The following is a 21512-nucleotide window of genomic DNA, read 5'->3' on the forward strand; positions in this document are numbered from 1 at the left end:
CAGCCACCCGACCTCCGCCACGGCGCGATGCGATGAGCAATCCCGAGCCGGCACCCGAAGCACGGACCACCCCGCAGGACACGGAGCGGGGTCAGGCCCGGGGCAACGGTATGGCGCTGTTCGTCATCGCGTCCTGCCAACTGATGGTGGTGCTCGACATCACCATCGTGAACATCGCCCTGCCGGACATCCAGAGTTCGCTCGACTTCTCCACCACGAGCCTGTCGTGGGTGGTCAACGCCTACACGCTCACCTTCGGCGGACTGCTGCTGCTCGGCGGCAGGATGGGCGACATCCTCGGCAGACGACGCGTGTTCGTCTTCGGCGTCCTGCTGTTCGTCGTCGCGTCGTTGCTCGGCGGCCTGTCGCAGAACTCCTGGCAACTGCTCGCCGCCCGCGCCCTGCAAGGTGTCGGCGGCGCCATCGCGTCCCCGACCTCGCTCGCCCTGATCAGCACCACCTTCCGTGAAGGGCCCGAGCGCAACCGGGCGTTCGGCGTCTTCGCCGCGGTCTCCGCGGGCGGCGGCGCGATCGGGCTCTTGGCCGGCGGCATGCTGGTCGAGTGGCTCAACTGGCGCTGGGTGCTGTTCGTCAACGTGCCCATCGGGCTGCTCATCGTGCTGGCCACCCCGCGCTGGATCAAGGAGTCCGAGCGCCACCCGGGGCACTTCGACATCGCGGGCGCGCTGACCTCCACCATCGGCATGGTGCTGCTGGTGTACGGGTTCATCCGGGCCGCGCAGGACGGCTGGCGGGACCCGTTCACGCTGGCCGCGTTCGGGGCGGCCGTGGTCTTCCTGGTGCTGTTCGTCCTGGTCGAGCAGCGCTCCAGACAGCCCATCACGCCGCTGCACATGTTCGCCGACCGCAACCGGGCGGGCACGTACGGCATCATGCTGAGCCTCGCCGCCGCGATCTTCGGCATGTTCTTCTTCCTCACCCTCTTCGTGCAGGACGTGCTGAACTTCAGCCCGCTGGAGGCCGGCCTGGCCTTCCTGCCGGTGAGCGCCGTCATCGCGGTGGGCGCCGGGATCGCCTCGCAACTGCTGCCGAAGTACGGGCCCAAGCCGTTCATGGTGACGGGCGCGATCCTGGCCGCCGCGGGACTGGGCTGGCTGACCCTGACCGACGTCCACTCCACCTACCTCGGCAGCATCCTCGGTCCGATGCTCGTCTTCAGTCTCGGCATGGGCATGGAGTTCGTGTCCCTGACGTTGATGGCGCTGTCCAACGTGACGACGCAGGAGACCGGCGCAGCCTCGGGACTGCTCAACGCCACCCAGCAGGTGGGCGGTTCTCTCGGACTGTCCATCCTGGTCACGACGTTCGGTACGGCCAGCAACAACGAGGCCGACAAACAGATCCCCGCGTTCCTGTCGCAGGCGACCCCGCTGGAGCGATTGCGCTTCCAACGCACCGGACAACTGCCGTCGCAGTACGCCGACGAGATCCTCACCTCGGGTGTCTCCGCCGCCTTCATCGTGGCCGCGATCTTCACCGCCATCGCGGCGGTGATCGCCCTGTTCGTCATCCAGGTGCGCCCGTCGGACCTGGAGCGGCTCCAGGGCGGCGGGATGCCGACGCCCTGACTGGACGTCTTTCGTTGGCGCTTCCGTCACTCGGTGCTCTTACTGTGCGCGCCATGAGAAGAATTACGATCATGGTCAGTGCCGCGGCGCTGACCGTCGGCCTGGCGTCGCCCGCCGTGGCCGACCGTGGCGGGCAGGACTTCGGCCGGGCCACGCTGACCGGCTTCGCGTCGCTGCCGGCCGAGACGTTCGTGCCGGGCAGCGAGCCGTCGGGCTCCGCCATCGGCGCCGGCCCCTTCAACGGGATCGCGGCGCCCTTCGCGCACCAGCCGGTGCAGGGCTTCAGCGGTGTGGTGAACCGGCGTGACGGCACGTTCGAGGTGCTGTCGGACAACGGCTACGGCAACAAGGCCAACAGCGCCGACTTCCTGCTCCGCGTCCACCGCATCAAGCCGGACACGCGCACCGGCGAGGTCAAGGTGCTCGGCGGCTTCAACCTGAGCGACCCCTACCACCACGTGCCGTTCGCGCTCACGCGGGCCGACCGGGTGCTCACCGGTGCCGACTTCGACGTCGAGTCGATCCAGCGGATGCCGGACGGGACGTACTGGATGGGCGACGAGTTCGGCCCCTGGTTGCTGCACTTCTCCGCGAAGGGCCGCCTCCTGGAGGCGCCCATCGCCCTCGACGGCGTCAAGGCACCGGAGAACCCGTACCTGAACGGCGCCCAGCCGAACATAGGCAGCAGCAAGGGCTTCGAGGGCCTGGTCCGCTCCGTGGACGGCCGTCGCCTCTACCCGCTCCTCGAAGGAACGGTGAACGGCGACACCCCCGGCGACCTGCGGTTCAGCGAGTTCGACCTGCGCAAGCGCGCCTACACCGGCCAGCGTTTCGTCTACCGCCTGGAGTCGACCGCGAACGCCATCGGCGACGCCATCGCCGTCGACCGGCACCGGTTCCTGGTCATCGAGCGCGACGGCGGACAGGGCGACACGGCCAAGTTCAAGCGGATCTACCTGGCCGACACCCGGGACCGCGACGGCGACGGCCTGATGGACAAGACCCTGGTCGCCGATCTGCTCGACATCGCCAACCCCAAGGGGCTCGGCGGCTTCGACAAGACCTTCCGCTTCCCGTTCCAGACGATCGAGGACGTGAATCTCGTCGACGACCGCACGCTGGCCGTCCTGAACGACAACAACTTCCCGTTCTCCTCGGGCCGTACGGCCGGCAAGGCGGACGACAACGAGTTCATCACCATCCGGCTCGCCGAGCGGCTGCACGCGGACAAGCGCGCGTTCCGCTGACGACTGCGACCCAAAGGCCCCGGACGGTCTCCGGGGCCTTTGGGTTTCCTGTGAAGGGTGTGACCACGTTCACGCCGATGTGGCGGAAAGTGATGAATTCCTTACGCAAGCGGCGCGTAAGTGACGGTAATTCAAACAACACGCCATGGAGGTTTAAAGTGCAACCGTTCACTCTCAAGTACGCCTTCCCTAAAGGGATTTCCCTCGCGGTGACGCCGTATCAGTTCGACCCGGCCCGGCAGCTGAACGTGCTGCCCGACGGACGCCCGGCCGTCAGCGACCCGGACCTTCTCCTCGCGGTCGGCACGACGACGTCCACCGCCGGGTCCGCGACCCACTTCGACGACTGACGACCAGCGCCGCGCATGACGGTTCTGATCCTCACGTCCGAGGAGGACGTGACCGCCGACATGGTGGTCGCCAGACTGCACGGGACGGGGACGCCGGTGATGCGGCTGGACGCCGCCGACCTGCCGGGCAAGGCCGTGCTGTCCGCGGACTTCGCCCACGGCGACTTCGACGGCCATCTCTCGGTCAACGGACATGTGCTCAGCATGGGCGGTCTGCGCTCCATCTGGGTACGCAGGCCCGGCGAACCGGCCGCGCACGCGGCCGAGCCCTCACCGTGGCTGACCGCCGAGACCCGGCAGGCGTTGTACGGGATGCTGCACTCGGCCGCCGCACGGTGGATGAACCATCCGCTGAACGCCGACCGGGCCCGGCTGAAGCCCTGGCAGCTGCGGGTCGCCCACCTGAGCGGCTTCGCCGTGCCGCCGACGGTCTTCACCACCTCGCCCCGGCTGGCGCGGGAGTTCACCGAGGAGTACCGGGACGTCGTGGTGAAGTCGGCTTCGGGTCCGCCGCCCGGGGAGCCGGCGCTGGCCCTGCCCACCACCCTCGTCGGCCCGGACGCGGACTTCTCGGCCGTCGCGGCCGGGCCGGCCCTGCTCCAGCAGTACGTCCGCAAGCGGGCCGACATCCGTCTGACGAGCGTCGGCACCAGACTGTTCGCCGCACGCAAGACCGCCGAACCCGACCAGGTCGACGGCCGTTACGGCGACACCGGGCACCCCTGGGAGGCCGTACCGGTGCCGGAGCGGATCGACAAGGCGGTGCACGAGTACGTCACTCTGGCGGGACTGGCGTACGCGGCCTTCGACTTCGCCGAGGACGAGGATGGCATCTGGTGGTTCCTGGAGTGCAACCAGGGCGGCCAGTTCGGCTTCGTCGAGCTGGAGACCGGGCAGCCGATCGCCGAGGCGGTCGCCCAGTGGCTGGCCCAGCACCGGGCGGACCGCCGGAGCCGGTGAGAAGGCCGCCGTGCCGACCGGGCCGCGCTGGTGAGCAGCCCTGGCCCCGCCTGAACCGGCGTACGGCCTACGCGGCCCTCAGGCGGGGCGTATCGCGCTGTGGATCGCCGCCTCGCCGGCGTAGTGGATCGACTCCTCACGGACGACCATGCCTGGGCCCGGAGCGTGGATCATCACGCCGTTACCGGAGTAGATGCCGACGTGACCGGCGTGGAAGAGGACCAGGTCACCGGGTTCCAGGTGCGTCAGGGCGACGCCCTGCCCGGCCGTCGCCTGCTCCTGGGCGGTGCGGGGGAGTGTGATGCCGGCGGCCTTGTAGGCGGCCCGGGTGAGGCCAGGGCCGTCGTACGCCTCCGGGCCGGTCGTGCCCCAGACGCAGGGCTTGCCGAGTTGGGCGCGGGCGAACTCCAGGGCGCGGACGGACCGGGTGTCGTACGACGCCGTCGCCATGACGGCCGGGGCGCTCGGACCGAATGCGGCGTCCGCGACCGGGAGGGCGAGGGCGTCCGCGGCGGGGGCGGGTGACGTCGTGGGCCCGGCCGTCGCGCCGGGCGGGACCGTGGTGAGGTCCGCGGCCGACTGCGCGCTCAGTGCCTGCCACTGGGCCTCGGGCGTCGGCGCGACCGGATCCGGCGTCGCGCTCCACGTACCGGTGGCGGCCGGCAGGGCGACCGGTGCCGTCAGCGGATCGCTCAGCCGCGCGGTGTGCGCGGACAGCAACTCCCGGGCCCGGTCCAGCTTGCGCCGGCTCTGCTCCTTGGTGGCCCGCAGTGCGGAACGCTCCGGCGGCTCGGCGGCCGGTGCGATGTCCCGGGCCGTGTCGGGGGCGGCGCCCGCCGGGAGGGCGAGGAGGGAGGGCATGACCTGGGTCGCCTGAAGCTCCGCACCGAGGTCCGCCGGGGCCGGCGGGAGCGCGGCGATCGGTCCGGCGGTGAGCTCCGCCGTCGCAGCCGCGCCGAGGGCCGGGGCGGCTGTGGATTCGGCGGCCGGTCCGGCCGTCAGCTCGAGCGCCGGGCGACCGGAGGAGTCCCGCGCCCGGTCGAAGCCGTCCGGCGCACGCGAAGGCCGTTGTGAGGAGGACCGGTCCGGCGTCCGGTCGCCCGGCACCGCCGCGGGCACGGTCGGACCGAGCTTCGCACGCGCCGCGTCGAACCACTGGCGCGTGACGCTGTCGAGCGCGGGGTCGTCCGCCCCGCTCCGCGCGGCACGGGCCGGGGCGGCGGACGTGGACCCGGCCTCGGCCGCCCGGGTGTCGCGCTGACGCGGTCCCGCCGATGCCGCGCGGGTGGCGTTGAAGGTTCCCGTGTCGCTCTCGGCCCGGTCGTAGAGGGAGGCGACGCGTCGGCTGACCTCTTCGCGGCTGGGCGTCTCGTCCGCGAGCGAGGGGGTGGCGCCCGCCGTCTGGCCGAGCAGGGCCACCGAGGTGAGGGCCGCCGTCGCGAGTGCGGAGTTGCGCACGCCGGGCAGGCTGAGAGCCCCCGGCCGCGCGGTGCCTTCCGGCGCCATGGGCGACGTACTCCTTCCTGATCCGCCTACCGAGTTCTGGCGCGGGCACCAGGGGGCGACGCTTGTGGAAGGTGTGCCCTACGGCCCTTGCACCCTTGCCCCGAAGGGCAGTTGGGCCGTTTCACCCCAACCTCGGTCGGGTTCCCGGCTCCGGTGCGCCCCGGCCGGGCACATCGGACTCGGCGGAGGCCGCGCGTCCCGGCGGGGTTCGCCGGAGATCGTCGTGCGGCCTGAGCCGTAACCTAGCCAACTTGTGTGCCTCCCGTGAAGGTTGAGGTGTTAAATGTCCGATACGTTTCTGTGACCTTCGACGCTTGTGGCGAGCGAAAGGCGAGTTCACTGCGCGGTGCGCCGGTGCCGCCACGCTTCGTAGTGGTCCAGGAGGGTCTGCTCGATCGGGCGGTAGGTGATGCCCAGTTCGCTCATGCTGCGGCTGTTGTCGACGCGGAAGCGGATGCCGAGGTGTTTGCGGACGTACTCCTGGCTGAGCCCGAAGGCGGGGCCAAGGAGGCGTACCGGCCAGTGCGGCAGCGCGGCGCGGGGGAGGCGGAGGTCACGGGGATGGCGGGTGCGTAGGGTGCGGGCCATCTCGTGGAACGACGTCATGGTCTGCGAGGCCACGATGTAACGGCCGCTCGCTTCCGGGTTCTCGGCCGCCGCGATATGTGCGGTGGCCACCTCGCGCACATCCACCGTGGTGAAGCTGAAGTCCGGTGCGCCGTAGAAGAAGTAGCCCTTGAACAGTTCCTGGAGCAGGAACAGGCTGCCCGACTCCGAGGTGGGGGTGAGGGACGGGCCCAGGATCAGCCCGGGGTTGACCGACACCATGCGCCAGCGGTCCTGGGCGGCCTCCGCGTCCCATGCGGCGCGTTCCGCGACCGTCTTCGCGTAGTGGTACGGATTGTTGTCCACCGTGCTGGTGGTGTTGAAGTACCGCTCGGAGAGGACCCCGTCGTCCATCTCCAGGACGTCGGAGTAGTCGCCGAAGATGGCGCCCACGGTGGAGGTGAGGACGAGCCTGTCGACCGTGGGTGTCCGCTCGACGGCCGCCAGCACATTGCGCGTTCCCAGCAGGGCCGGGTCGACCATCTCGCGGCGGCCGTCCTTGATCTTCTCCGGCATACGGAACGGCGACGCCACATGGAACACCGTCCGGCACCCGGACATCGCCTCGTCGAAGGACCCCTCGGCCAGCAAGTCCGCCTCGAACAAGGACAGTTGGCCGGGATGAGCCTCCTGCATCCCCCGCAGTGGCCGCAGCTTCGCCGTGGCGGCCGCGCTCCGTACGGTGGCGTGCACCCGATAGCCGCGCTCCAGCAGCCGTTTCACCAGATGGCTGCCGACGAAGCCGCTGCCGCCGGTCACCAACACGGCCGTCGTCCCGTCTGGGTCCACCCTCACTCCTTCGCCTGCGCGGAAGCCGGCGATCACGGTAGCGGCGATCCCCCGGCCGGGTCACGGGGCGGTCGCGAGGCCCGGCGGGGCAGGTTCGCGGCACCCCGGGAAAACCGGCCACGGAAGGTTGTGTGCGAGTCGGGGAGGTCGCACGTGCGTACGACCAGTCGAACGGTGGGGGCGTGGGCGTTTCCTGCGGGGCGCGGCCCGCACGGCGCCCCGTGGCGGCACCCCCTGTGCGGAAGGTGTGAACCAGCTGGCCGGGGCGTGCAGGCGTGATGTGCGGATGCCGGGAGGGCGTCTTCACCGAACCCCCTCCTGGGGTGGCCTGAAGGCGCCTTGCTCGGCCAACTTCCAACGCAGCAAGGTGGATTGAGCACTTGAGCATCAGGAGTCACAAGCGCGTTCGCTTGGCCCGGACGGCCGACAAGTCCGGGGTACTGACGGGGGAAACTGATGCGGTGTGCCGGTCGCCGCCATCGACCCATGGGGGCTGTTCGCGCACCCGTCCGGCCCTTCTCCCTTCCGTCTCTTGGTGCCCATGTCCCGGTGCCCGAGACAGGGATAAGGAGGGGGAAAGCCGATGAGCGCGGTGAGCGCCGCCAAGCCGACGTATCCCGGCGTCTACGTCGAAGAGCTTCCCAGCAGCACCCGTACGATCTCGACCCTGACCACGTCCGTGACCGCCTTTGTGGGCCACACCCGACGCGGTCCGCTCAACGAGCCGGTACGCGTCACCAGCTTCACGGAGTTCGAGCGCCGCTTCGGCGGCCTGAGCGCCCAGAGCGCCGTCGGCTACGCGGTCCACCAGTTCTTCGGCAACGGCGGCACCGTCGCGGTGATCGTCCGAGTCGCCAAGGCCGGCAGTGGCAGGGCCGCCTGTGTCACCCTCAAATCCACCGAGGGCCACAGCGAAGGCGCGGTTCTCGAAGTGCACGCCAAGGAGCCCGGCGTCTGGGGCAACGGCCTGCGCGTCGCCGTCGACCACGACACCCCGTGCCCCGACGAAACCTTCAACCTGCGCGTCTACGACGCCAAGGGCGACGCCCGGGAGAGCTTCACCGGCCTGTCCATGGACGCCTCGCACGGCCGCTACGCGCAGACCGTGATCAACGCGGGCTCGAAGCTGATCCGCGTCGAGGTCGTCGGCGAGGGCCGCCCCGATCCGTCCGGCACCGTCTCCAAGCCGTTCGGAGACGAACTCCCGAACCTGGCCGTCGACCTGACCGTCAAGATCGGAGAGGTGGAGCGCGAGTTCACGCTCCACGACCCCGACTGCGACGGCGAAGCCCCGTGCAGCGTGGCCGAGTTGGCGCTGCTGCTGGAGCGCAAGCTGCGTGCCCTGCCCGACGCGCCCGGCAAGCACGCCTTCGCCGGCGCCGAGGTCACCGCCTTCGGCCGCCGTATCCAGGTCGTCGCCGGCTCCACCGACCCCGAGGACGTCGTCCGCTTCGTCGGTGAATGCGCCAACGACCTCGGCCTCGAGGCCTCCGTCAACCCGCCGGTCTTCCCGCTGGAGGGCGGCGAGGACGGGGAAGCCCCCGGGCCGCGCGACCTGATCGGCTCCGAGGGCGACAAGTCCGGCATCCAGGCGCTGCGCGGCGTCGCCGACGTCAACCTGCTGGCGCTGCCCGAGCTGGCGGCGTACGAGAAGACCGAGGACGCGCTCACCGTCATCTCGGCCGCCCAGCGGCTGTGCGCCGAACGCCGGATCTTCCTGCTGGTCGACGCGCCCAGCACCTGGGTCGGCGTCGACAGCGCCCGCGCCGGGCTCGCCGCCTTCGACGCGGTCCGCGGCAACCACGCGGGCCTGTACTTCCCGCACCTCCAGCTCACCGACCCGCTCACGGGCCGGCTGCGTTCCTTCCCGCCGTCCGGCGCGGTCGCCGGCGTCATCGCCCGCACCGACTCCGAGCGCGGCGTCTGGAAGGCCCCGGCCGGCACCGAGGCACGGCTCGCGGGCGTGCACTCGCTCACCGTCAACCTGACCGACCGCGAGACCGGTCTGCTGAACCCGCTCGGCGTCAACTGCCTGCGGACCTTCCCGGTGACCGGCCCGGTCGTCTGGGGCGCGCGCACGCTGGAGGGTTCGGACGCGCTCGACAGCGAGTGGAAGTACGTACCGGTGCGCCGGCTGGCCCTGCATGTGGAGGAAAGCCTCCAACGCGGCCTTCAGTGGGTCGTGTTCGAGCCCAACGACGAGAACCTGTGGCAGCAGATCCGGCTCGCCGCCTCCTCGTATCTGCACACGCTGTTCCGCCAGGGCGCCTTCAAGGGCGGCACCCCGCGCGAGGCGTACTTCGTCAAGTGCGACAGCGACACGACGACCACCGAGGACATCGAGAACGGCATCGTCAACGTCCTCGTCGGGATCGCACCGGTCCGCCCGGCGGAGTTCGTGATCGTCAAAATCCAGCAGACGTCCGGGCAGTTCGCGCTCTAGGCGCGGGGAATCGTGGAGAACTGAAGGAATCCGATGGCTGAGTTCACGGTCAACGCGCATCGCTTCGACCCCTACAAGAACTTCAAGTTCCTGGTTCTGTGGGACGGCCGGACGGTCGCGGGCATCAGCAAGATCAGTCCGCTGAAGAGGACGACGGAAGTCGTCAAGCACCGGCACGGAGGGGACCCGTCGTCGCCGCGCAAGTCGCCGGGCCGCTCCGAGTTCGAGGGCATCACCCTGGAGCGCGGCGTCACGCACGACCCCGAGTTCGACCGCTGGGCCAACAAGGTCTGGCAGGTCGGCGCGGGTCTCGGCTCCGAGGTGTCCCTGGCCGACTTCCGCAAGGACATCGTCATCCAGGTCCTCAACGAGGCCGGTCAGGTCGCCGTCTCGCACAAGCTGTACCGGACCTGGCCGAGCGAGTACCAGGTCCTGGGCGAGCTCGACGCCAACGCCAACGCGGTGGCCATCCAGTCGCTGAAGCTGGAGTGCGAGGGCTGGGAGCGGGACTACGAGGTGCCCGAGCCCGAGGAGCCGTCGTTCCTCAACCCCGCTTGACCAGCGGGTAGTCGAGGGGGGACGAGATGGCGATCACCGGGGCGGCCGAGCTGCTGGCCACCTGGGAGGCGGGCCTCGCCGAGGCGCCGACGGGGCGCGCCCTGCTGCTGCACCGCACGGCGCGCCCGGACGCCGACGCCGCGAGCCTGCCGGTGCTGCCGGTGGGGGAGCGCGAGGCGGACCTGTTCGCGCTGCGCCGGGCCCTGTTCGGGGAGCGGATGCAGGTGCGGCTGGCCTGCTCGGCGTGCGCGGCGGACATGGAGTTCGACCTGGACGCCGGGGAGTTCGCGCGGTCGCTCGGCGGACCGGGCGACTGCGTGGTCCGGGTCGAACAGGACGGCTGGGACGTGGAGTTCCGGCTCCCCGGTGTCGCGGACCTGACCGCGGCGGCCCGCGCCCGGGACCCGCGTGCCGCCCTGCTCGCCCGCTGTCTCGTGCGGGCGGTGCGCGACGGAGCGGCCGTACCCGCCGAGGATCTGCCGGTCCCGGTCCAGCGGCGGATCGCCGAGGCCGTCGAGGCCGCCGACCCGGGGGCCGACGTGACGCTCAACATCGCCTGCCCCGAGTGCGGCGAGGCCACCCGGGCCGAGCTGGACATCGCGTCCTACCTCTGGACCGAACTCGACGCCTGGGCACGGGACTTGCTCCTCGACGTCCATCTGCTCGCCACGTCGTACGGCTGGAGCGAGCCGGAGATCCTGGCGCTCAGCCCGCTGCGGCGCCGCTACTACCTGGAGCTGTGTGCGGATGTCTGACACCGACGGGGCACCGGTGCCCGACTTCCTCGACCGGCTGATCGCCCGGCACACCCCGGCCGCCGTGGACGGCCGCCCGGGCGTGGTGAAGGTACGGCCCCGGCTGCCCGGCCCGTTCGAGCGGGTCGAGGCGGTACGCAGCACCGCGCCGGAAGCGGAGGACGGCACCGACCTGCTGTGGCCCACCACCACGCCGTCCGACGTACGGCAGAGTTCGGCGCCGCGTCCGGCGACGTCGCCCACCCCTGCGCACACGGAACGGGAGCGGACCGTCGTACGCACCGAACGGACCCCGGTGGACCCTTGGCCGAAGCCCACTCCGAGCGCCGTGCCCGAGGTGCCGCTGCTGCGCCCCGTCGCACCGGTCACCCCCGGACCCCGGCCGGCACCCGACGTCGTGGAGCGGACCGGCCGAGGGCGCCCGGAGCGGGGCGCCGCCCGGAGCGCGGCCTCCGTGCCCATCCAGCCGGGTACGAACACCGCCACCCCCACCCCTGTGCCGACCCGTCTGCGGCCCAGTGCCGCGGACACGAAGGCGGCACGTGACGCCGTACGACAGGCCGCGGCCCGGCGCCCCGCGCGGGCGCCCGAGCAGGTGGTGCAGGTGCAGATCGGGCGGCTGGAGGTGACGGCCGGCCCATCGCCGTCCGGCGGCACCCGGCAGCGGACCCCGTCGGCGGGACGGCCGGGGGCCACCTTGAGCCTCGCCGAATATCTGGCGCGAGGGCGGGAGTGACATGACGGAACGAGGAACCGAGGAACCGACGCCATGAGCAACGCACTCGCCATCGCCCATGTCACCCAGGCCCTCGCGCTGCTGCTCGCGTCCAACGTGGGCCCGGAGTTCGACGAGGCCGTGAAGGTCGAGCCGCACAAGCCGCCGACGGAACCGCCGGACCACCCCACCCTCAACGTGTTCCTCTACCAGGTCACGCCCAACACGTCGATGCGCAACAACGACCTGCCGACCCGGGCGTCCGACGGCACGCTGGTGAAACGGCCGGCCGCCGCGCTGGACCTGCACTACCTCATCACCGCCTACGGCGACGAGACGACGCTCGTCGGGCAGCGGCTGATCGGCTCCGTGGTGCGGACCCTGCACGAGACACCGATCCTGCCGAAGGACGTCATCGAGGAGACCGGCCATCTCCCGCACCTGGTGGGCAGCGACCTCGCGGAGGCGGCGCAGCGGATCCGGTTCACGCCCACGGTGATGGACATCGACGAGGCGTCGAAGCTCTGGGGGATGCTGCACCAGACGCCGTACTCGCTGTCGGTCGTCTACCAGGCGGCCCTGGTCCTCATCGACGGCCGTGAACGGCCCGTGCCGGCCAAGCCCGTGGAGCGGCCGGAGGTACGGGTGCTGCCGTTCGGGGCGCCGGGTGTGCCGGTCCCTCCGGGCGCCGGGCAGCGGCCTGAGGACCCGTCGGCCGAAGCTCCGGCGCCTGCGTCCGCGGCTCCCGACGAGAAGAGCCCGGCCGCAGCGAAGAAGCCACCGGCCGGCGCCGGGAAGACCACGAAAGCCGTCGCGAAGGCACCGGCGCGCCCACGCAAGCCGGCCGCCCGCACCTCTCGGTCGACACGTCCCGGCCCACGGAAGTCGGACGGCGGCGGCGAGAACACGGAGCGGTGACACGGGATGAGCGGGACGGGGGCAGGTGAGGACATGGGGACGAACACAACGGGTTCGACGGCACAGCACGGCGCGGGCTCCACACTGACCGCCGAGATCAGGCGGGTCCTGTCACTGGTCGACGCCCACGCGGCCGGCGAACGAGAGACGAACGGCCCGGAGCCCGCCGCGCAGCGCCCGGCACCCCTGGCCGCCCCGGCCACCGCACCCCTCGACGCCCTCGTCACCTGCTTCGGCCTCACCCCCTTCGAACGCGACCTGATCCTCCTCACCGCCGCCGACGAACTGGACCCCACGACCGCGGCCCGCTGCGCCGCCGCCAGCGGTGACCCGCAACGGGCGTACCCGACCTTCTCGCTCGCCCTGGCCGCGCTGGCCGACCCCCACTGGAGCGCGCTCACCCCCGTGGCACCGCTGCGGCGCTGGCGGATCGTCGAACTCGACGACGAATCCCGGCTCACCACCTCCCGCCTCCGCCTCGACGAGCGCATCCTGCACTTCCTGCTGGGCTCGCCCTACCTCGACGTCCGGCTGCACGGCCGCCTGCGCCGCACCCCGGTGCCCGAGCAACTGCCACCGTCGTACGACCTGGCCGCGAACCGGGTCGCCGAGGGCTGGACGACCGGGGCGAGCCCCGACGGGCCGCCGCTCGTCGAGGTGACCGGCGGCGACCTGCGCAGCCGCGCCGACATCGCCGCCACGGCGGCCGCCCGGTCCGGGCTCGGGGTGTACGCCATGGGCGCGGAGGACATACCCGGCGACCCCGCCGAACGCGACCGGCTCGCCCGGCTCTGGCAGCGCGAGGCGATCCTGCTGCCGGCCGCGCTGCTCGTCGAGGTCGGCGACCTGGACCGCGACCAGCGGGCGGCGACGGAGGCGTTCCTGGCCGGGGCGGCCGTACCGGTCGTCGTGTCCAGCGAGGACCCCCTGCGTACGGACCGCCCGCACGGCGCCCGGGTGGCCGTCCCGCGCCTCGACGACGAGGAGCAGGTCGAGCTGTGGGGCCAGGCGATGCACCCGATCGCCGACCTCGACGACATCGAACTGCGTTCCCTAGTGGCCCAGTTCCAGCTGCCGCCGCACGTCATCCGGTCCGCCGCCGCGACCGTACGCCGCCGGCTGCCCTACGAGGACCTCGACGCCGCCCAACTCGCATGGCGGGCCGGCCTGGAGGAGGCGCGGATCGGCATGGACGAGCTGGGCCGCCGGATCGAACCGGAGGCGGACTGGGGCGACTTGGTCCTGCACGACCGGCAGACCGGCGTCCTGCGCGAGATCGTCGCCCATGTACGGCAGCGGGCGACCGTCCACCAGGAGTGGGGATTCGCCGGCACCCTGCGGCGCGGCCTCGGCGTCACCGCGCTGTTCGCGGGCGGCTCCGGCACCGGCAAGACGCTGGCCGCGGAGGTCATGGCGAAGGAACTCGGACTGGACCTGTTCATCGTCGACCTCTCCCAGGTCGTCAGCAAGTACATCGGTGAGACGGAGAAGAACCTCCGCCGGGTCTTCGACGCCGCCGAACGCGGTGGTGCGCTGCTGCTGTTCGACGAGGCCGACGCGCTGTTCGGCAAGCGCAGCGAGGTCAAGGACAGCCACGACCGGTACGCCAACCTGGAGGTCAGCTACCTGCTGATGCGGATGGAGGCCTACCGGGGCCTCGCCATCCTCACCACCAACATGAAGAAGGCCCTGGACACCGCCTTCCTGCGCCGCATCCGCTTCGTCGTCGACTTCCCCTTCCCCGCCGAGCACGAACGCGCCGAGATCTGGCGGCGGGTGCTGCCGTCGCAGGCCCCGGTCAAGGGCATCGACGCCGATCTGCTGGCCCAACTCACCGTCGCGGGCGGCTCGATCCGCAACATCGCGCTGTCCGGGGCGTTCCTCGCGGCCGAGGAGGGCGACCGGTTGCAGATGCGGCACATGCTGGCGGCGGCTCGTACGGAGTACCAGAAGCTGGAGCGGTCCCTGACTCCTGGGGAGGTACGGGGATGGGTGTGAACGCGGACACCCGGGACGAGCCTCGTGAGATCCGGGTGGAGATCGGCGAACTCGCCCTGCACGGCTTCCAGGTGGACGCCGAGCGGGTCACGGACGCCTTCGAGCACGAGCTGACCCGTCTGGTCCGGGCCCATGGTGTCCCGCTCGCGGCCGATGGCGCCCTCACCCTCGACACCCTCTCCAGCCTGCCCCCGCTGCCCGCCGGACTGTCCGCCCGCCGCCTCGGCCAGGAACTGGCCCGCGTGGTGCACGAAGGGCTCAGTGGCCACGGGGAGGTGACGCGATGAGTTCCCAGGCCCAGGACGCCCGCGCCGAGCAGGCCGCCGAACAGCGCCGCCGCAAGCGCAAGGAACGGGCCGCCACGTCCCGTACGCCCGAGCCGAAGGACATCGTCAGCGGCGCCGGACAGCCGCTCGACCCGGGCGTGCGACGGGAGCTGGAGGAACGGCTCGGCCACGACCTCGGTCGGGTACGGCTGCACACCGGCCGCGACGCCGGGCAGCTGACCGAGCTGCTCGGGGCGGACGCGGTCGCCGTCGGCCAGGACATCTTCTTCGCCGAGGGCGCCTTCAAACCGGACACGGACGAGGGACGGCGCCTGCTCGCCCACGAGTTGCTGCACACCGTCCAGAACCCGCACGGCCTCGGCGCGCTGCGCGCGGGGAGGGAGCTGGGGGCGGTGAGTGTGCCGCAGCAGGCGATCGAGCGGGAGGCGGAGGGAGCGGCGCGGGGGCTCGTGGCGGGGCCGGAGGCCGGGACCGCCGAGCAGCCCGGCATCGAGGAGGGGCAGGCCACGCCTGGCTGGCTGCGGTACGCCACGGTCGACGCCGACCGACGGCGTATGGAGCAGTTGGACCCGGCGACCGTCGTCGACCGTGTGGCCAACACGCTCCTGCGCTCCCTGCGAGGTGACCCGGAGGACCGGTCGGGGCGGGTACGGCTGCAACTGGCGCGGATGGCGCCACAGGTCCAGGACATCGTGTTCGAGCGGCTTGAACTGCGGCTGCCCACACCGGTGCTCGACCGGCTGGTGGGGGCGGTGGAGGAGACGGAGCAGGCCGGCCCGTTGCCGTCGGACGCCGCCCCGGCCCCGTCGGCCGTGCCCGGTGCCGCGGAGGAGGTCGAGGAGGAGCGCGAGCGGGCGGACGCGTCCCGAGAGGGGGACGGCGACGGGCGGACGGCGACCGGCGGCCCTCAGCAGCGAGAACAGGACGGTGAGGCGGCCGGCGATCGGCAGGATCCCGAGGGCAAGGATCAGGACAGCGCGGACCACGAAGGTGACGCGCCCGGTGGGCAGGGTGCGTCTCGCGACCCCGAGGAGGCCGCCGGGAGGCAGCAGGAACGCTCCCAGGACCGGCAGGAGGAGCGCGACGCCTCCGGCCAGGGCGCGCAGCAGGACGCTGCGGACGAACGCAAGGACGCGGCGGGCCACCAGAAGGAGCAGAAGGAGCAGGACCAGCGCGACGAGCGGCAGGCGCGGGAGGAGACCGACGGCGCTCAGGACGAGGCCGCGCCGGAACCGGAGAAGCAGGCCGGCGACCAGGAGGCACGGCAGCCCGAGTCCGCCCCCCGGCAGTCCGCCGCCCCGGCGGCCGTGGACCGGAGCGGCGCGGAGCCCGGCGAGAGGTCGCGTACCGGCGGCGACACCGTCCCCGCTCGCGCCATCGGCGACCCGGAGAACGAACAGGGCGCCGACGACGAGCCGTTGGGTCTGGAGACGGATTCCGAAGCCGACGACGCCGAGCCGGACACGGACGAGGAGGCGAGCGACGGCCGCCCGGCCGACGCCGACACCGCGCCCTCGGGCGAGGACACGAACGACCCCCGGCTGTTCGTGCGGCGCAAGCGGGGCGCCCCCCGTGCCCCGAACCTCACGTTCCCCGACGGCCCGTCGGTCGCGGACGAGGCTCCGGACACGGCAGAACCCGAGACGGTCCCCGACAGCGCCGCGCGCAGAGACGAGGACGACGCCGAGAGCCGGGCCGTCCAGGACCTCATGGACGACATCACCGGCGACCGGGATTCCGACGCGGAGGGCGACGGATCGGATCGGCTCGGCCTGCCCCTGGGGGCCGCGGCGAGTGGGACGTCCACGTCGGTCCTGGGGAAGGACGGCGAGCAGGAGCGCGCGCAGGAGCGTCAGGATGACGCCGAGGCCGCGCGGCGCGACGAGGAGGCACGGGCCGCCGACGGCACCGGACAGGGCGCCGCGACCGCTCCAGGTGCGCCGGCGGGGCCCGAGCAGTTGGCCAAGGCGGACGAGGACGCCCGTACGCAGGCGGCGGGTTCGCCGTCGGGAGCCCAGGGCGCGCCGGCCGGCAGCAGCGGCGATTCGGCGGGCAGGGCGGAAGCGGAAGCGGGCGCAAAGGACCGCAGCGGGACGGAGTCGGGCCCGAGCGGTGGACGGGACCAGGACCGGCAGGACGGCAAGGGCTCGCAGGACCGGGCCGGGAACGCCACCGGCCCCGACGGCAAGGACACGGATCAGGGGAAGGACGACACGCAGCCCACCCCGGCCACGCCTCCTCCGGGCGACCAGGACGTGACCGAAGGCAACGGCAACGCCACGTCTCCGGGTCCCGTGACCGGTCCCGACAAGGTCTCCACCCCGGGACCCGTCGCCGCCCCGAAGCTGGCACCGGGCAACGGTCCCGCTCCCGTGTCCGCCGGCCCGGAGGCCAGGACCAACGCCCCCAAGGCCACGGAGGCGCCGGGAGCCGGCGGGGCGTCGGGAGGCTCGGCCGGCTCGCGCGCCCGGCCGACGGGCGGCAAACGGCAGGCGGCACGACAGGCCGCGAAGACCGCCCGCCGAAGCGGCGGGGGCGGTGGCCGGACGGCGTCCGCACCCGCCCCCGTGCGGTCCGGTGGCCGAGGCGGCGGCCGCACCGCGCCCGCCGGCGGTGCGAAGGCCAAGAAGGAGGCACCGGCTCCCGACGTCTCCAACGCCACCCCCGAGTCCGGCCTGGCCACGGCCGGTTCGCTCAAGCCGCACCAGGCCCTGGAGACCCTGAAGGGCGTCGATGCCGCGGTCGGGCGCTCCGTCGACAAGGAGCGCGGCGCCCTGCGCAAGGCGCCCCCCGCCACACAGCGTCCGTCCGGCTCGCCACGTACCGTTCCAGGTGGTCCCACGCCCGCCGCCCCCGGCACCTACACCAACGCCAAGGTCGCCCGCACGGAGGCGGCAGCGGGCAGGACCCCCGAGATTGCCGGCGAGCAGAAGCCGGAAGGCGAGGTGCCGGGCGCGAACGTGCCGGAGCCGAGCTGGTGGGACATCGCCCTCACCATCGGTGCCCAGCTGTTCGGCAAGCTGCTGAAGGAGATCCTGCCGCTCGACGATCTGATCGACTCGATCCTCGGACTCCCGACCAAGGACGAGGGCCTGCACAACGCCCGCGTGGGCGACGCCCCGCGGCTGCCGCTGGAGAACGACTCCGACCCGCAACGTACGGACGAACAGGGCCAGAAGCTCGACGAACGGAGGTCCGAGCTGCACCAGGCCGGTCGGGCCGACGCCGCGCTGCCGATGGGTGAGGACCAGATCTACCCGGACGTCCCCCGGGAGACCCTGACCGGCAAGGTGACCGGTGGGAAAAAGGGCGCGAAGGCGAGCGGCCCGCGATCGGTCTCGGGCGGCGTGCCCATCGAGTCGGCCTCCGCCGTGGCCGAACACGACCGCGGCCCGCAGATCCAGGCCGGGTTCTCCGACGGCCGCCAGAAGATGGGTCAGGAGCGCCAGGCCAAGGACGAGAAGGCCACGGACGACCGGAAACAGTACGACGAGGACCTCAAGCGGGAGGTCGACGCCAGCGGCAGGAAACAGGCCGACGCCCGTGACAAGGGGCGCACCGACATCTCCGACTCCCGCGACCAGTGGCGGAAGGAACAGGACGACAAGGTCTCGGAGATCGACGACAAGAAGGGCAAGAAGTACGACCAGGTCCGCAAGGACATCAAGAAGAAGGAGGAGGACACCGACAAGGACGTCGACAAGCGGACCGAGGACGACAACAAGAAGATCGAGACGGAACAGACCAACGCCGAGCAGGACGCGGAGAAGAAGCAGAACGAGGGCAAGGACGACGCCGACAACTGGCTCGAAGAGGCCATCGAGAAGCTGAAGGAGTTCTTCGAGGGGCTCAAGAACGCCATCAAGGGCATCTTCGAGAAGGCCCGGCAGATCGTCACCGACCTCATCGACAAGTTCAAGCAGCAGGTCTTCAAGCTCATCGACGACGCCCGCAACTGGGTCATCGATCAGATCAACACCTTCGCCGACGCACTGATCGCCCTCGGCGACGAACTCCTCGCCGACTACCCGGCGATGCGCGACAAGTGGCGCAGGACCATCGACGGCGCGCGGGACTGGGCCGTACAGAAGGTCAACGAGTTCGCCGACGCCCTCAAGGAGGTCGCCGGGAAGCTGCTCGACGGACTGTGCGGGGCGCTCCTCGCCGGCCTGGACATCCTGGAGACCGGGCTGCTGGCGGCCGTCGACGTCGCCGAGTCCGTCACCGTCGGCGCGCTGGAGTTCGGTGCCGCCGCCGTCGCGGCGCTCGGCGAGTGGGCGGCCATCTTCAACGACATCGTCTCCGATCCCGGCGACTGGATCAGCAAGGCGGGCGCGGCGGCCGAGACGGGCGCCAGGGAACACCTCTTCGACGAGATCAAGACGGCGGTCAGAGCCTGGTTCAACCAGAAGGTCCAGGAGATCATCGGCATCCCGGTGGAGGACTTCCAGGCGCTGCTCGACGGCGGCGTCACGGTGGACCAGATGGCCCAGATGGCGTGGGACGAGGCACTGCCCCAACTCCCCGTCATCATCGGCGTGATGGTCGTCGAGAAGGTCGTCGCCAAGCTCATCCCCGGCGCCGGCTGGGTCATGGCGATCATCGATGCCCTCCAGACCGCATGGGGCGCCCTCAGCGAGATCCTCGCCGCGTTCGGCCTCTTCATGGACTTCCTCAAGTCCGTCAAGAGCGGCAACGGCGCGCTGCCGTTCGCCAAGGCGGTCGCGGCCGGCGTCGTGGCGCTGCTGGAGCTCGTCTACACGTTCCTGATCGAGGGCGTCGGCCGTTTCATGGGCAAGGTCGCGGACCGGCTCGGCGACATGCTGAAGAAGATCCGCACGAAGAAGGACAAGCCGGGGGAGCCGGGCGCGCCGGAGCAGCCGCCGGCCCCGAACAAGCCGAAGGACGAGAAGCCGAAGGACCCCCGGCCGAAGGACGACGAGCCTTCCGCCACCGACAAGCCGGCCGACCGCCCGGCCCCGCGCAAGCCGTCGCCGAACCAGACGTCCCGCCCGCCGTCCAGGCCCCGCCCCGGCAAGCGCTCCTCCCCGCAGAAGAAGCCGCGCCCCTCGCAGACCACCCGCCCGAAGAAGCGCCGCGACGACGACGAGCGCCGCGAGGACGGCCGCGAGGTGAACGCGGCCAGGAAGCGGGCGCGGGACGCGGAACGCAGGACGCGCGACAAGGACCGCGACGACGCCACGACTCGCCCCGCACGCCGGGGGCCGGCCCGGGACACGCTGCGCAAGGACGACCGCGACCGCGACCGGGACGGCGATCCCAGGAACAAGCGCCCCGACGCCCACCGCACGGACGATCGCCGTCGCGCCGACGGCAGGGACCGGGACCGGGACAAGGGCCACGACCGCGACCGTCGTCCCGACGACCGGCCCGGCCGCATGCGCCGTGCCCGTCAGACCGTCAAGTCGGCGGCGAACCGGGCGCGCAGAGCCGCCCGCAAGCTCTACGGCAAGGCCCGCCGCCGACTCGGCAACCGCCTGAACGACCGGCTGCGGCGTCTGCGGGACCGTTGGCGCAGGCGCAGGGACCGGATGCGTGACGACCGAGGCCGCCGTCCCGGCCGGGACCGGAGCCGGGACCGGCGCGACGACACCAAGGAGCCGGTGGACCTGCCGCAGGTGCGCTTCGCCGACGCCGACGACGGTGAACGCCACACCCTGCGGTTCCACGGCCGTGGCCCCCGCGCACCCCTGTACATCCACAGCACACCGCAAGAGGTGCCGCCGTTCATGGCGGACTGGCGCAGGGACCTCGACCGGCCCGAGGCGAAGCAGGACAAGGCGAAACAGCAGGAGTACGTGACGGCGGCCGAGCAGGAGTATCGGACGGCCCTCGGCATCCAGGCGAGGATTCCCGCGGAGACCGACAAGGAGAAGCGGAAGCGGGAGGTCGAGAAGAACAAGCGGGAACTCACCGCCCAGATGAAGCAGTTCGCCCATCAGGCGCGCAACCGCCTCTACTTCGACGTTCCCCCGGAACTGCTCCAGCCCTTCCACAACATCTCGCTCCGCAAGGACCAGCGGCGCCCGGACGAGAAGCATGAGTCCCGGTTCATCGGCACGCCCACCAAGACGGTCTTCGGAGGCGGCGGCCAGGACGTCGGTGCCGCCCAGCCACCGGGCTGGGGCGACGTCGTCGACCGTGGACTGAGCGAAGGCGCCCGCTGGGTCCGCATGCACCTGCTGCCCGAACGGATCGGCGGCAGGGCCACCGGGAACAACTTGGTCCCCGCGCGCGGTCCGGAAACGAACATCAAGGCCCGCGAAGAAATCGAGGACAAGGCGTACCGCGCCATCGGGGACACGGAAACCGTCATCTGGTATCACTCCGGCGCCCAGTTCAACCACGCCGACTGGCCGCACCTGCCGAGCCGCATCCACGCCCGGTTCGGCGGCTACGACAAGGTCGGCGGCACCGGAAAGAGCCGGGAGGACTGGCGCGAAAAGGGTCAGACGCTGAGCTGGAGCCAGGATCCCGACCCGATCGCCGACAACGAGAAAACCCGCCTGGCCATCAACTCGGTCGGGAGCCCGGCTGTTTACGCCCGGCTTCTGGGACGTCGGCACCCGAATCTCGCCGAGCACTTCCGCGACGCGCGCAAGGAAATGATCAATAGGGGTGGCCGGTTCACGCGGGAAGGCGGCGAGGCCCAGTTGAGAAGAGTCATGGAAACCTACGCGAGGGGCACCAAGATCTCCTTGGCCGGACTGGATGTCATGGTGGAGAACTACGAGAAGTTGATCGAGGCCGGCGAAGTGAGCTGGAGTTGA

The 21512-nt window shown here is 71.6% G+C and carries 14 protein-coding genes; 12 read left to right on the forward strand and 2 right to left on the reverse strand.

Annotated features, from left to right (window positions below):
- Positions 1 to 110 precede the first annotated feature (110 nt).
- The 4 genes from ACIQWG_RS01745 (at position 111) to tgmB (ending at position 4146) form a co-directional block, all read left to right on the forward strand.
- Positions 111 to 1589: an MFS transporter gene (locus ACIQWG_RS01745; protein WP_404090759.1), complete on the forward strand. Its 1479-nt coding sequence runs from the start codon at positions 111 to 113 to the stop codon at positions 1587 to 1589.
- A 53-nt stretch (positions 1590 to 1642) separates the two neighbouring features.
- Positions 1643 to 2836 (forward strand): esterase-like activity of phytase family protein, encoded by a 1194-nt coding sequence (locus ACIQWG_RS01750; protein WP_404089127.1) that lies wholly within the window; start codon positions 1643 to 1645, stop codon positions 2834 to 2836.
- A gap of 158 nt (positions 2837 to 2994) precedes the next feature.
- Positions 2995 to 3186: a putative ATP-grasp-modified RiPP gene (gene tgmA, locus ACIQWG_RS01755; protein ID WP_369269489.1), complete on the forward strand. Its 192-nt coding sequence runs from the start codon at positions 2995 to 2997 to the stop codon at positions 3184 to 3186.
- A gap of 15 nt (positions 3187 to 3201) precedes the next feature.
- Positions 3202 to 4146 (forward strand): ATP-grasp ribosomal peptide maturase, encoded by a 945-nt coding sequence (gene tgmB, locus ACIQWG_RS01760; protein WP_404089129.1) that lies wholly within the window; start codon positions 3202 to 3204, stop codon positions 4144 to 4146.
- Between the two features lie 78 nt (positions 4147 to 4224).
- On the opposite strand, the gene ACIQWG_RS01765 is transcribed toward tgmB, so the two are convergent.
- Entirely contained in the window at positions 4225 to 5652 is a 1428-nt protein-coding gene (locus ACIQWG_RS01765; RefSeq protein WP_404089131.1) for a C40 family peptidase, read from the reverse strand.
- Positions 5653 to 5988: 336 nt separating this feature from the next.
- Complete coding sequence (locus ACIQWG_RS01770) at positions 5989 to 7047, reverse strand: NAD-dependent epimerase/dehydratase family protein (RefSeq protein ID WP_404089133.1); 1059 nt, start codon at positions 7045 to 7047, stop codon at positions 5989 to 5991.
- 583 nt (positions 7048 to 7630) lie between these two features.
- Here ACIQWG_RS01770 and ACIQWG_RS01775 point away from each other — a divergent pair.
- From ACIQWG_RS01775 to ACIQWG_RS01810, 8 genes are read left to right on the forward strand one after another with little or no spacing between them, the layout of a single operon-like run.
- Complete coding sequence (locus tag ACIQWG_RS01775) at positions 7631 to 9490, forward strand: phage tail sheath family protein (RefSeq protein WP_404089135.1); 1860 nt, start codon at positions 7631 to 7633, stop codon at positions 9488 to 9490.
- 33 nt (positions 9491 to 9523) lie between these two features.
- On the forward strand, positions 9524 to 10048 hold the full coding sequence (locus tag ACIQWG_RS01780; RefSeq protein ID WP_004003113.1) for a phage tail protein: 525 nt from the start codon (positions 9524 to 9526) through the stop codon (positions 10046 to 10048).
- Between the two features lie 26 nt (positions 10049 to 10074).
- Positions 10075 to 10803 carry a hypothetical protein gene (locus tag ACIQWG_RS01785; protein ID WP_404089136.1) on the forward strand — a complete coding sequence of 243 codons (729 nt, stop codon included), beginning with the start codon at positions 10075 to 10077 and terminating at the stop codon, positions 10801 to 10803.
- Entirely contained in the window at positions 10796 to 11539 is a 744-nt protein-coding gene (locus ACIQWG_RS01790; RefSeq protein ID WP_404089138.1) for a hypothetical protein, read from the forward strand. Before ACIQWG_RS01785 ends, ACIQWG_RS01790 begins: the two co-directional genes overlap by 8 nt.
- A gap of 33 nt (positions 11540 to 11572) precedes the next feature.
- Positions 11573 to 12436, forward strand: coding sequence for a DUF4255 domain-containing protein (locus ACIQWG_RS01795; protein ID WP_404089139.1), 864 nt, complete (start codon positions 11573 to 11575; stop codon positions 12434 to 12436).
- A gap of 33 nt (positions 12437 to 12469) precedes the next feature.
- A complete protein-coding gene (locus ACIQWG_RS01800; protein ID WP_404089141.1) occupies positions 12470 to 14434 on the forward strand; it encodes an ATP-binding protein in 1965 nt (654 codons plus the stop codon).
- Complete coding sequence (locus tag ACIQWG_RS01805) at positions 14425 to 14721, forward strand: hypothetical protein (protein WP_404089143.1); 297 nt, start codon at positions 14425 to 14427, stop codon at positions 14719 to 14721. The genes ACIQWG_RS01800 and ACIQWG_RS01805 overlap by 10 nt, the downstream gene beginning before the upstream one ends.
- The gene (locus ACIQWG_RS01810; protein ID WP_404089144.1) at positions 14718 to 21512 is read left to right on the forward strand and encodes a DUF4157 domain-containing protein; all 6795 of its coding nucleotides are present in this window, start codon (positions 14718 to 14720) and stop codon (positions 21510 to 21512) included. Before ACIQWG_RS01805 ends, ACIQWG_RS01810 begins: the two co-directional genes overlap by 4 nt.

This window comes from Streptomyces sp. NPDC098781 (genome assembly GCF_044759995.1).
Taxonomy (GTDB): domain Bacteria; phylum Actinomycetota; class Actinomycetes; order Streptomycetales; family Streptomycetaceae; genus Streptomyces.

What these genes read in the sequence shown, in the direction of transcription:
- ACIQWG_RS01780 (WP_004003113.1), top strand. Translation starts at nt 9,524, where the DNA reads ATGGCTGAGTTCACGGTCAACGCGCATCGCTTCGACCCCTACAAGAAC.
- ACIQWG_RS01795 (WP_404089139.1), top strand. Translation starts at nt 11,573, where the DNA reads ATGAGCAACGCACTCGCCATCGCCCATGTCACCCAGGCCCTCGCGCTG.
- ACIQWG_RS01785 (WP_404089136.1), top strand. Translation starts at nt 10,075, where the DNA reads ATGGCGATCACCGGGGCGGCCGAGCTGCTGGCCACCTGGGAGGCGGGC.
- ACIQWG_RS01790 (WP_404089138.1), top strand. Translation starts at nt 10,796, where the DNA reads ATGTCTGACACCGACGGGGCACCGGTGCCCGACTTCCTCGACCGGCTG.
- ACIQWG_RS01810 (WP_404089144.1), top strand. Translation starts at nt 14,718, where the DNA reads ATGAGTTCCCAGGCCCAGGACGCCCGCGCCGAGCAGGCCGCCGAACAG.
- ACIQWG_RS01750 (WP_404089127.1), top strand. Translation starts at nt 1,643, where the DNA reads ATGAGAAGAATTACGATCATGGTCAGTGCCGCGGCGCTGACCGTCGGC.
- ACIQWG_RS01805 (WP_404089143.1), top strand. Translation starts at nt 14,425, where the DNA reads ATGGGTGTGAACGCGGACACCCGGGACGAGCCTCGTGAGATCCGGGTG.
- ACIQWG_RS01745 (WP_404090759.1), top strand. Translation starts at nt 111, where the DNA reads ATGGCGCTGTTCGTCATCGCGTCCTGCCAACTGATGGTGGTGCTCGAC.
- ACIQWG_RS01765 (WP_404089131.1), bottom strand. Translation starts at nt 5,652, where the DNA reads ATGGCGCCGGAAGGCACCGCGCGGCCGGGGGCTCTCAGCCTGCCCGGC.
- ACIQWG_RS01800 (WP_404089141.1), top strand. Translation starts at nt 12,470, where the DNA reads ATGGGGACGAACACAACGGGTTCGACGGCACAGCACGGCGCGGGCTCC.
- tgmB (WP_404089129.1), top strand. Translation starts at nt 3,202, where the DNA reads ATGACGGTTCTGATCCTCACGTCCGAGGAGGACGTGACCGCCGACATG.
- ACIQWG_RS01775 (WP_404089135.1), top strand. Translation starts at nt 7,631, where the DNA reads ATGAGCGCGGTGAGCGCCGCCAAGCCGACGTATCCCGGCGTCTACGTC.